This is a genomic window from Pradoshia sp. (genome assembly GCF_051873915.1).
GTDB lineage: Bacteria > Bacillota > Bacilli > Bacillales > Pradoshiaceae > Pradoshia.
In genome coordinates this window covers 1-11,615 of record NZ_JBJEFJ010000049.1, presented here as the reverse complement: position 1 = coordinate 11,615, position 11,615 = coordinate 1, and the positions used below count along the sequence as shown (strand labels likewise).

10 protein-coding genes are annotated in these 11,615 nt (G+C 43.8%); 1 reads left to right on the top strand and 9 read right to left on the bottom strand.

From position 1 onward, the window contains the following. Positions 1-68: 68 nt before the first annotated feature. From ACI35L_RS05165 to ACI35L_RS05125, 9 genes are all read right to left on the bottom strand, one after another. Positions 69-1,502, bottom strand: coding sequence for a S41 family peptidase (locus tag ACI35L_RS05165; RefSeq protein WP_053103700.1), 1,434 nt, complete (start codon positions 1,500-1,502; stop codon positions 69-71). Positions 1,503-1,604: 102 nt separating this feature from the next. Continuing rightward, on the bottom strand, positions 1,605-1,730 hold the full coding sequence (locus ACI35L_RS05160; protein ID WP_269431768.1) for a hypothetical protein: 126 nt from the start codon (positions 1,728-1,730) through the stop codon (positions 1,605-1,607). A 12-nt stretch (positions 1,731-1,742) separates the two neighbouring features. Beyond that, complete coding sequence (locus ACI35L_RS05155; RefSeq protein WP_439802381.1) at positions 1,743-2,849, bottom strand: AimR family lysis-lysogeny pheromone receptor; 1,107 nt, start codon at positions 2,847-2,849, stop codon at positions 1,743-1,745. A 196-nt stretch (positions 2,850-3,045) separates the two neighbouring features. Next, positions 3,046-4,305: a murein hydrolase activator EnvC family protein gene (locus ACI35L_RS05150; protein WP_439802379.1), complete on the bottom strand. Its 1,260-nt coding sequence runs from the start codon at positions 4,303-4,305 to the stop codon at positions 3,046-3,048. An 85-nt stretch (positions 4,306-4,390) separates the two neighbouring features. Beyond that, positions 4,391-5,284 (bottom strand): permease-like cell division protein FtsX, encoded by an 894-nt coding sequence (ftsX, locus tag ACI35L_RS05145; protein ID WP_439802378.1) that lies wholly within the window; start codon positions 5,282-5,284, stop codon positions 4,391-4,393. Further along, positions 5,274-5,960 (bottom strand): cell division ATP-binding protein FtsE, encoded by a 687-nt coding sequence (gene ftsE / locus ACI35L_RS05140; RefSeq protein WP_049669441.1) that lies wholly within the window; start codon positions 5,958-5,960, stop codon positions 5,274-5,276. Before ftsE ends, ftsX begins: the two co-directional genes overlap by 11 nt. A gap of 421 nt (positions 5,961-6,381) precedes the next feature. Further along, on the bottom strand, positions 6,382-7,197 hold the full coding sequence (locus ACI35L_RS05135; RefSeq protein ID WP_049672723.1) for a YitT family protein: 816 nt from the start codon (positions 7,195-7,197) through the stop codon (positions 6,382-6,384). Between the two features lie 195 nt (positions 7,198-7,392). Continuing rightward, positions 7,393-8,295, bottom strand: coding sequence for an ABC transporter permease (locus ACI35L_RS05130; protein WP_439802377.1), 903 nt, complete (start codon positions 8,293-8,295; stop codon positions 7,393-7,395). Continuing rightward, positions 8,292-9,218 (bottom strand): ABC transporter ATP-binding protein, encoded by a 927-nt coding sequence (locus ACI35L_RS05125; protein WP_439802376.1) that lies wholly within the window; start codon positions 9,216-9,218, stop codon positions 8,292-8,294. The genes ACI35L_RS05130 and ACI35L_RS05125 overlap by 4 nt, the downstream gene beginning before the upstream one ends. Positions 9,219-9,472: 254 nt before the next feature. On the opposite strand from ACI35L_RS05125, the gene ACI35L_RS05120 reads away from it, so the two are divergent. Then, the gene (locus ACI35L_RS05120; protein ID WP_439802375.1) at positions 9,473-11,581 is read left to right on the top strand and encodes a glucosaminidase domain-containing protein; all 2,109 of its coding nucleotides are present in this window, start codon (positions 9,473-9,475) and stop codon (positions 11,579-11,581) included. Positions 11,582-11,615 lie beyond the last annotated feature (34 nt).

Genomic DNA, 11,615 nt, shown 5'->3' with positions numbered 1-11,615 from the left:
TGAGCTCCTCCCTACCTCCTTCCCAGCCCACACAAAAAAGACAGCGCCCCCTATGCGCTGTCCTCCTCCTATTGCTGTTCAAGCCATCTCAACCCAGCCTGCAGCTGTAAATCATTTTTGTCTTCATTCATCAGCTGGATGATTTCCTCTTGCAGGCTGCTGACGGTTCCCTTATCGGCTATCCCGGTTGCACGCATTTGATGCATTCGCTGGAAGGCTTCAACTGCCTTCACGGTTTTCGCACTGTAATAGCCGTCCGTCCGCCCCGGTTCATATCCGGCGCCTTCAAGCATTTTTTGCAGGATTGTAACTTGTTTATTGTTCATGTCCTTCTCAAGAGGCTTTTCAATGGCCAATGGCTCTAAGCTGAAGTAATCCTTCTGACTGACCTCGATTGTAGGCTGGATGCCTTTTTTGTGAATCCATGTTCCGCTTGGCGTAAGCCATTTATAGAAGGTGAGCTTGATTGTACTTCCATCCCCTAAGTCAACAGGCTTTTGCACCGTGCCCTTTCCAAAGGTTTTCTCGCCAATCAGCGGGTATCCCTCTGATTCATTCATCGCTGCCGCAAAAATTTCTGCAGCAGAGGCGCTGCCCTCATCGATCAATACAGCAATCGGGTAAGACTTTCGCTTGTCTGTATAGGAGAAATATTGATTTTTCTTGCCATTTCGTTCTTCAATCTGGATATATGGCTTCTTTTCGGTAATGAACGGCTTCAGGATTTCCTCGACACTTGTCAGTAGACCTCCCGGATTTCCCCGTACATCAATGAGCAATCCATCCATTTGACTGTCTTCAAGTGAAGAGAGCTCTTTAACGAAGTCTGCAGCTGTATGCTCACTGAAGGAGGTAATCTGAAGATAGCCTATCGATTTACCATTCAGCTTCTTCATGGAGCGATGAACGGTCTCGAGCGGAATTTCTGCACGCTTGACCGAGAAGCGGATGGGATGACTATTGCCCTCACGCATGATTTCTACCTCTACTTCTGTCCCGACCTTGCCCCTGATTAAGGAAACAACATCATAAAGCTCAAGCCCTTCTGTTTTCTGCTCGTCCACACGAATGATCACATCTCCCGGCTTAATACCGGCCTTTTCTGCTGGAGAGTGCTTAAATGGCGAGACAATCACGAATTTGCCATCCAGAAAATGAATCTCAGCCCCGATTCCTTGAAAACTGGAATCCAATGTTTGCTGGAACTGAGAGGTTGTTTCTGCATCCATATAGACAGAATACGGGTCCTTCAACTCACCCAGCATGCCTTTGATTGCCCCTTCCGTCAGCTCCTTCTCGTCCACCTGCTCCACATAATTCTCGGCAATAATATCAAATGCTTGGTGAACCTTTTCAAATTGACTCCAATCCTTCATTTCTTGTTCCTTTGCACGGCTTCCTTCGCTCTCCTGCCTATATTCATATCTCCACCAAGAGCCGGCAGTGGTGCAAATCAACAGAACCACTGCAGTCACAAAGGGCCAGAACCATTTATTCTCCAATCGCTGCCGCCTGCCTTTCAGCCAAAAACAAAATAAGCATGACACATGTAAATGTGCCATGCTTATTCCTATGCGGTGCCTGTCCTGCTTATGCTGAATAAATCAGCGGTCAATAGCTGAGCTGCCGCCTGGGGCGATTGGACCTGGGTCAAAGGCTAATAGGGTTCCGCCTGCCGTTGCTGTCACCAATGTTAGAACAACAATAAAAATGCCTGCTAATTTTTTCAATGCTTCATCCTCCTAATTTGTTTTTTTTTTATATTTGTGTAAATTCTCTGTGCTCAATAATTGAAGATAAAAGTAATTGGAATTAGAGGTGAATACATCCCGGGCTACATTCAGCATGCTGTCATCATTCATTGCCAGTCCGTAATAGAATAATTGATAGGATGTTAAGTATCCCCTCTTTTTCTTTAAGCCTTCAAGAATGTCAACGGCTTCATCGACTCGGCCTTGGACAATCAGCCGGTGGGCCCTTTCTGCCTCATCTGTTGGTTCCGTATGTATATCAATACCCCAAAAGGAATGCAGAAAATCAAGTGTGTTAACCGTATACTGGGTTCTATCCATAGCCCGATTGCCAGATAGCTGCAATAAGGCGTTACGGGATTGCTCGACCCAATATTTCGCTACCTCGAAATTCTCAAACATATAGGTTTGACCGAGTATATGAAAGAAATTAGCATACACAATCGGGAAATAGAACTGCAGCTCGCTGCGCTTAATGACCTCTAAGCATTTTGAGCGGCATTGCTCAATTTCATTCATGTATAAGTAGGTGGTTGCTTCCATTTCCATGAGTCGAATTTTGTAAGCTTCCCGCAAATATTCATTATCCATCAGCTCCACCATCGGGGCTACGACTGTAAGAACCTTGTGAAACGGCTCGAATAAACCTGTTTCCTGGATTCCGTATAAATGGACAATAAGCGAGAATATGAGCGACTCGCTATTTGTATTCTTGACCTTGAAGATTTCGTCAATCAAGTCCGTGCCAGACAATTCTCCCTTTTGGTTCTTGAGGAGGATTTGATAAATGGTAATCCATGTCTGCATGTCCTTGCTTCCCCGTTCCCTCTCAATTTCCATGAGAGTCTCGAGCTCTTCTATATCACCTTGCATTAAATAATATTCCATGAGAATGTTTGATTTTATGGAGTCTAAGTAATTGAAGTAGTAATCCTGCAGGAAATATTTTTGTTTCTCGTAATCATTGCGGTAGAGCTCATTCAATGAGGATAAAATTGAGTTAGAATTGATTCGGGACGCATCAAAGAGGTTCATTTTTCCTAAAAGAAATTGGTTGAATTGACGATCGTCCTTGATCATATAATCTTTAAAAACCACACTCTCCAAACGACATCCCACCCAGTAATAATAGACTATTTGATACAAATTTTAACAGTTTATTGAACGCTTGTGTACACAATTCGACCATCAAATTTACCCATCGTTCGACAACATTCGTAGTTTATCTGAAAATTTATACCATAACTCATAAAAGAAAAGGCACAGTCCTCTGTCGAACTGCGCCTTGTGTGTATTACATTCCGCTTAAATAACTTAGTGGGTTCACGGCGTTCGAATGGGATGCGGTCCAGCCGCCTACATACAATTCAAAGTGTAAATGCTGGCCAAAGGAATTACCTGTATTCCCCATTAATCCAATCTGCTGTCCCTTTTGGACAGATTGTCCGGCGGAAACATTCATCGAACGCAAGTGAGCGTATACAGTGGTATAGACTTGTCCATCTATATAGTGGGAGATATAGATGACATTACCGTAAGAGCTTGAGAAGTTTGCACGAGAGACAACTCCAGCTGCTGATGCGACAACCGGTACTGTACCCGACTTCGCAATATCAATCCCATTGTGGTTTCGTCCCCACCGAGCGCCATAATGGGAAGATACATACCCGGCTGCTGGACGCATGAACTTGCCTGATGTCACAGCAGGTGCAGCAGATACCGCACCGCCAGAAGAACTTGATGAACTGTTGCTTGCTTTAGAGGCTGCAGCAGCCGCTGCCTGGCGTTTTTCCTCAGCTGCGATGGCCTTCTTCACAGCTGACTCTTGATTAGCCAAGAGCTCCTTCTCTTCCTCAAGAGAAAGCTTCTCTTCTTCAAGCTGAGCCTGCTCTGATTTCAGCGCAGCCATCAGCTGATTCTTTTCAACCTTCTTCCCGTCAAGCTTTTCCTTCATCTTAACGAGCTCTTTCTTCATGTCATTTAAGCTGGCAAGCTTCTTTTCTACCTCTGCCTTCTGCTCCTCTAGACGAGCTTTATCAGCTTCCTGCTCAGCAATGATTTCTTTATCTGCATTCATGATTGTCGTTACTGCACCAATTCTCTCTACAAACTCCCCAAAACTGTTTGCACCTAGGAGAACCTCTAGATAGCTTGAGCTCAGACCATTTTGCTGATAAGAACGCGCACGCTCCTTCAAAATCTCATTCCGATTTGCGATTCTTTCCTCTGTTTCTTTAATGTCTTCTTTCAGACTATCAATCTTATTTTCAGTGGATTTGATTTCTTGATCCTTTTGAGCAATCTTTTCTTCTGTCTCAGCGATTGATTTTTCTACCTTTTTCAACTCTGCTTCTAATGAGGCACGTTGACCTTCGATATCAGAGATTTGCTTATCCGTTTCGGAAATATTCGATTCAACCGAGGACTTCTTCTTCTCAATTGTATTCTTTTTCTCCTGCAGTGAACCAATGGATTCAGCTTGTACACTACCCCCGGCAGTCGTTCCTGCCATACACAGCGCAAACGCGGTGATTGCGACTATGGTTTTCTTCACGTGACTTTCCCCTTTCCCTTCCAACAATAGCGATTTCTTTTTTATGTATGTATGGCCCCTTTTTAGAAAAGGGGCCCCTTGTTTGTTAAGCTTTCAAGAATTTACGGATGGACATTAAGCTTCCCCATATACCGATCAAGGCTCCAAACAGGACGAGCAGACCTGATACTTGAAGAATGAATGGGTTATAGGACAGCATCTGCATGAAATCAATCGTCATGGACGGACTGAGGTGATCATACAAATACTTGTATCCAAATGCGATGAGGGCAATCGGGATAATCGATCCGAGTACGCCCAGCCATAACCCTTCAAGGAAGAACGGCCAGCGGATAAACCCGTTAGTCGCACCGACGAGACGCATAATCTCAATTTCGCGGCGTCTAGCGAAAATAGTTACTTTAATCGTATTCGAGATAAGGAACATCGCTGTGAATAACAAAGCAACAATCAGGACAATTCCTACGTTTCTTGAAACGCTGACGATATTAAACAGCTTCTCTACATAATTCTGTCCATATACTACTTTTTCGACGGCATTCATTTTTTCAGCCTCTTGTGCAACGACCACGACATCCTGAGGTGTTTTTGTCTTGACGACATAAACATCATTTAATGGATTATCTTGTTCAAACAGCTCGAAGGCTTTCCCATCATCACCCATGCTGTTAATGATACTTGTCAATTCTTCTTCTTTAGGAGATAAAGTGACACTATCAACCTGGTTCAGGCTTTCTAAGCTGGATTTCAGTGCAGTTGACTGTTCTTCTGTTGCTGTACGGTCAATATGCACGCGAACTTCTACATCACTCTCTACATTGGTAGCAAAGTTATTCAAGTTCATCATCAGAACGACAAACACTCCGACCAATGATAGGGTTACAGTAACGGCACTGACGGATGCGAATGTCATCCAGCCGTTACGACCTAGACTTTTAAAGCTTTCCTTCACATGGCGGAAGAAGGTTCTATAATTCATAACCGTATTCTCCCTTCTGTTCATCCCGCACGATCAAGCCGCCTTCAATGGCAATGACTCGATGCTGAAGCGTATTAACAATCTCTTTGTTGTGAGTCGCCATGATAACAGTTGTACCGAGGCTGTTGATTTCTTCGAATATCTTCATGATTTCCCAGGAAGTTTCCGGGTCCAGGTTCCCTGTCGGTTCATCTGCAATCACAAGCTTCGGTGAACGCACGATGGAACGGGCAATGGCAACCCTTTGCTGCTCTCCGCCGGATAGCTCGGTCGGTAGCATTCTTACTTTATGTTTAAGGCCGACGAGCTCAAGCACGTCCATGACCTTCGTCTTGATGACTTGTGGTCTTTCCTCTGTTACTTCAAGCGCAAAGGCAATATTCTCAAAAACGGTCAAATTATTCAAGAGCTTGAAGTCTTGGAAGATTACGCCGATATCCCTGCGCAAAAGCGGTACTTTTCGATCCTTGATATTGGCAATATTCCGTCCGTTAATCGTGATGGTCCCGCTTGTCGGCTTTTCTTCTCTATACATCATCTTAATAAATGTCGATTTACCTGCGCCGCTTGGTCCTACTACATAGACAAACTCTCCCGATTGTATCTTTACATTCAGGCCTTTTACTGCTGAAACGCCATTCGGGTATGTCTTTTGAACATTAATCATTTCTATCATGTCGTTTTCACCTTTTTTCCACCTTCATGTTGTACTTAAATCTATATGTGTTTATCGACGTTTGTCGTTTTTTGATAAATTTATCCGTCTTTTGTCATGTTATATTATAACATCACAAAATGTCAGAAATACCACTGTTATATTACATTTATATTTCATCTACATTAACCTTTTTTGTCAAAAGAAGGTTAATTCCACTTCTACATCTCCTATGCCTTTTTGACCGCTCCGATAATAGTCCATAAGCTCCTTTTATTCCGGTTAAAACAGTAACAAAAAACCGGTTAGACTAATATCATCTCCCCGGTTTCTTCTTGTCACTCTCTATCTATACAAGCATATTGCCTGTCATTCTACTTGAATCCTTTGACCAGACCCTATCTTAACAACTATTCTCTCAAATAGCAAAGAAAAGATTCACTCAGTCTTTCTTGAAGCCTTCACCAAGCACCTCAGCCGCTTCCATAACGACGACAAACGCATGCCTGTCAATCGACTGCACCACCTGACGCAGCTTCGTGAATTCTGATTGATCAATCACGCACATGAGGACAGGACGATCACTTTCTGTATAGCCGCCTTGAGCTGTCAGCCTTGTAACACCACGATCCACTTCCTCCAAGATGGCCTTTCTGACCTCTGCCTCACAGCTCGTAATGATCATAACAGTTTTTGATCGCTGTATGCCGACTTGAACAAGATCGATTGTTTTGCTTGTGACGAACAAGCCAATCAAGGCATATAAGCCCTGCTCGATATCAAATACAAGCGCAGCCGCAAGTACAATTAAGCCGTCAATCATGGCGACACACATCCCAAGTGAGATCCCCGTGTATTTATGAATAATTTGCGCCGCCAAATCCGTACCGCCAGTTGAAGCCTTTCCTAGGAAGACAATTCCAAGACCAAGCCCGACGCCAATCCCTCCGAAAAGAGCGCCAAGCAGCGGATCTGTTGTTGCCGGCGACCACCCGTTTGTTAAGAAAACGACAAACGGGAAGAAGATGGTTCCAACAGCCGTTTTAATGCCGAAGTGCGTTCCAAGAAGCAGCACACCAGCGATAAAGAGCGGAATATTGAATGACCATTGCACAAAGGCTGGTTCCCATCCGAACAAATTATACGTAATCGTACTAATCCCGCTCACGCCGCCGGATGCCACTTTCGTCGGCAAGAGGAAGATATTAAAGGAAATAGCGACAATCGCAGACCCGATAAGTACATATACATAATCCATTATGGCATTTAAAAGAGGATGCTTGATCCTGCTGTTTCTTTTCTTTTTCACAATTCTTCTTGCCCTCCATACGTCCAATTCTTCAAAGCATATCCATTTTATATGAAAACAGGAATGGAAACAATGAAAGCCTAGAAAGATACAAAAGTCAGACAATAAAAAAAGCCCAGGGAGTTACCCTAGACCTCTTAAACATCAAATAGCGACATCTCTCTTCCGGAAGACAAAAAACGTGATTGCAATAAAAATGACATAATAGACGGCAAGCAAGCCGAGCGAAAAGCCAAGCGCTGCTCCTTCATAGCCGTAACCAAGCAAGAAGAGATTGCGCAGGTCTATATGCGGGAACAGAATAAACTTCATCCAGCTATAACGGTCAACTAGATTCAAGATAAGGAAGTTTAATGTAGATGAAGCAAACAGGATAAATACGGATACACCTACTGCGATGGATGTCGTCTTGAAAAGCGTGCTCAGCATAAACGCAATAGTGGTGATCATCAAGAAACCTGGCAGCCAGTAAAGGAGCATATCCACTAAATAGCTGCCTACCTCAATCATATCTCCAGAAAAGGATGGGTCTGGAATCTTCGCCGTGAAGGACCCATTCCCAAAGAATAACAAACCGACCAAATATCCTGATATAAGCAAGGTAACCAATAATACACCTGCAAAGATAAGTGAAGTGATATATTTTGACAGAAGAATCTTCCAGCGCTTATACGGCCGTATCAGCAGCTGCTTGATGGTTCCATCCGAGAATTCCGATGCTACCATCCCGCTGCAGACAATGACCGAACACAGCGTGATGAAGGAGACAAGCCCCAATGCCCAATCAGCCATGAAATCCCAGACGGCATTCGTCATATTCGAATCACTGTCAGCAAGTACAGTTGCCGCGTAGGCCCTATCATCCTCAGATGCATTTGGATCGGCGATCGTTTGTTTCGCTTCCTTCACATCCGCTTCGATCATTGAATTAAAGAAATTCGCGGCAAAGCCAGCACCGATAATCCCTACAACCATGATTCCGATGAAAATATAAGTCGATACTTTAGAGAATAGTTTCATCCATTCATTGCGTATAAGCTTGATCATACGCCCACCTCCTGCTTCGTAATCTCAAAGAAGCGGTCCTCCAAGGATTTTTTGACGACACTCATCTCATAAACATCGACATTCGCCTGTACGAAGGCACGGACAATTTCAGCTGACTGTTCCTTCGTTGTCCTAATCGTGATCATTTGTACGTCCTGCTTTAGGATGGCCGCCTCTGGATATGCCTCACGAACAACCTTGGCTGCAGCAAGAACATCCTTCACGGCAAAGACAATCTCCCTGAACTCCTCTTCCTCGCCCTGCATCTGATTATTCTCGATATGTATAAGCTTACCCTTCTCAATGACAGCGAACCGGTCACACATAAGCTGCATTTCAGCAAGTAAATGGGAGGAAACAAGAACCCCAATCCCTTCATCAGCCAGCTCGCGCAAATACATGCGGAACTCTTTAATCCCTTGTGGGTCAAGACCATTGGTCGGCTCATCAAGAATCAAGAGCGCCGGCTTATGCAGAATAGCCTGTGCCACCCCAAGACGCTGGCGCATCCCGAGTGAGTATGTCTTAACCTTCTTCTCAATCGCATGGTCCAGCTTCACGAGCTCCGCTACCTCATCCAGTCTCTCGGGAGGAATCGGATTTGCCGCCATACGCGCATAATGAATCAAATTCTTCCGCCCGCTCATGTACTTATAAAACTCTGGATTCTCCACAATCGCTCCAAGATTGCTCATGGCTCCCTCAAAGTCCTGATCGAGATCATGACCGTTAATGAGAACCCTGCCATCCGTACGGTTGATCAAGCTTGCAATCATTCGGATGATTGTTGTTTTCCCCGCCCCATTCGGGCCTAATAATCCGAAAATCTCCCCGCGTTTCACTTCAAAGCTCACATCATCTACAATCGCCGTCTGCCTGATCCTTTTTGTTAGTGATTTCACTTCCAATACGTTTTCTGCCACTTGCTCACTTCCTTTTCATAATCCTATATATCTACTATAGCGTAAAAATATGGTAATTTGTATGATTTTTGTTTATATTATTTTGATATATAAATATGGAAGGATATTCATCAATTCTTAAAGATTCGTTACAAATCTAGACAAATCCGTCAATTCCGGCATAAAACTGTTAGAATACATATGTTTAATTTTAGAAAAGGAGGCCTTAATAATTTCAAAAAATGATATTTTAAAAAATTAATAGAGGAGAAATCATGTTGACAGCAAAGAAATTCACAACCTTTATGATCATTGCCATGCTCCTCCTTTCAACCTTACCGGCAGTTTCATTCGCTTCGGACTCAGAGGTTATAGAGGAAGCAACTACAGCAGTACTGATTTCCAAAGACGGGGAAGCCATTGATTTATATGAGAGCACAGAAAGTGACAGCCCTGTGTTGACTCAGCTGGAGAATGAAGCAGATGTCACCCTTCTCGAGAAATTTGATGAGTATCTTCATGTCCAGACGATTTCAGCTGACGGAAGCGAAATCTGGGAAGGTTATGTGAAAGTAGAAGATCTATCAAGCGAGGAGGATACGGCGAATACTGAAGCAGCAAGTGATACGGAAACACCAGTAGAGGACGAGCAAGCTGAAGTAATCGTGGATGAAATGGAGGCAGCCGAGCAGGAACAAGCTACTCTGCCAAATGAAACGGAGGCAGCTGAACAGGAGCAAGCTATTCTAACGGACGAACCAAAAGCCCCCATAAGCGAGCCAGCCCCAAAGCTGACAGGAGAAGCATTAAGCGGTATTGCCATTCAATCCCCGACCAAAACCTATGCTTCGCCATCAACAAGCTCACAGGTCGTTAAAAGCTACTCTGCTGGCACCACGCTGAAATTCTATGACTATTCTACCTCCTGGTACGAGGCAAAGGTAAAAGTCAATGACATATGGCAAATCGTCTATATTCAAAAGAGTGCTGTCGAAACCATTACGACAAATCCTGTACAAGTCGAGGCTGTCGCCAAACTAAACCCGACAGTTATGTATGAAAAGCCTTCAACTAATGCAAAGACAGTCAAATCATACAAGGAAGGCTATATTTTAAAGCTTTATACGTACACAAGCAGCTGGTACAAAGCAACAGTAAAGATCGATGGAGACTATCAAACAGCCTATCTTCCAAAGACATCGGTTGAGCTGCCAAACCCAGCAAGCAAAGCTGAGCAAGGCATCGCCCTCAAAAGCCCGACAAATGTCTATGCTTATGCGGGTACTAGCGCTAAAGCCTTGAAGACTTATTCAGCCGGCTCAATCTTAAAGGTATACAGCTATACAAACTCTTGGTACCGTGTCACCATATATATTGACGGTGAAAAACAAACCGGCTACATACTGAAAAGCCACATTGAACAAGTATCGGAAGAAAACACTGAGCAAACAGGCCTTGCCCAAACAAGTCCTACTAAAGTGTATAAAGCACCGACAACAACAGCCAGCTCTTGGAGAACCTATGCGAAAAATACCATCCTTAAATATCGCGTATTCAGTGAGAACTGGTATATTGTCAAAGTGAAAGCTGATGGCAGTTATCAAACAGGCTATATTAAACGAAGTGATATAAGCAAGAAGATAACAACCAGCTATGGATTGACCTTAGACCAAGCGGTGAACTATCAGATGAAGATGCGGCCAATGACGGATTCACCCTTGTATTCTTCCTTCCTGCAAGGCGGCAACCCAAAGGCCTGGGTAAGCGCCACTGCTGAACAGGTAAAGAAATATTTAGATCCATCCAGCTTTTCTCCCGGCAGCACCGAATACTATCAGTTTTTGATCTTATCCGCACCAGCCGGAACAAATGCCACTGAATTAAATGCCAATATTCTTAGTGGGAAAGGCGCTCTAACTGGAAAGGCCTCAAGCTTCATTCAAGCAGCATCTACCTACAATATTAATGAAGTATACCTAATCAGCCACGCTCTCCTGGAAACTGGAAATGGGACAAGTACCCTTGCCAAAGGAATCAGCTATAATGGGACTACTGTCTATAATATGTATGGAATAGGGGCCTATGATTCTGATCCAATCAATGGCGGAGCTAAATATGCCTATGAACAAGGATGGACAACAGTTGAGAAAGCCATAATTGGGGGAGCCGCTTTTGTCGCTAAATCTTATATCAATGCTGGACAGGATACTCTGTATAAAATGCGTTGGAATCCTAATCATATGGCCTTATACGGATATGCCTCTCATCAATATGCTACTGATATTGGATGGGCTGTAAAGCAGACGGCTCGAATGTCACAAATCTATAGCCGATTGACTCAATATACATTATTATATGATGTCCCTGCCTACAAAGAGTCATGATTCTAAAAGCCCTAGCAAAACAGCTAGGGTTTTT

What these genes read in the sequence shown, in the direction of transcription:
- ftsE (WP_049669441.1), bottom strand. Translation starts at nt 5,960, where the DNA reads ATGATAGAAATGATTAATGTTCAAAAGACATACCCGAATGGCGTTTCA.
- ftsX (WP_439802378.1), bottom strand. Translation starts at nt 5,284, where the DNA reads ATGAATTATAGAACCTTCTTCCGCCATGTGAAGGAAAGCTTTAAAAGT.
- ACI35L_RS05135 (WP_049672723.1), bottom strand. Translation starts at nt 7,197, where the DNA reads ATGGATTATGTATATGTACTTATCGGGTCTGCGATTGTCGCTATTTCC.
- ACI35L_RS05120 (WP_439802375.1), top strand. Translation starts at nt 9,473, where the DNA reads ATGTTGACAGCAAAGAAATTCACAACCTTTATGATCATTGCCATGCTC.
- ACI35L_RS05130 (WP_439802377.1), bottom strand. Translation starts at nt 8,295, where the DNA reads ATGATCAAGCTTATACGCAATGAATGGATGAAACTATTCTCTAAAGTA.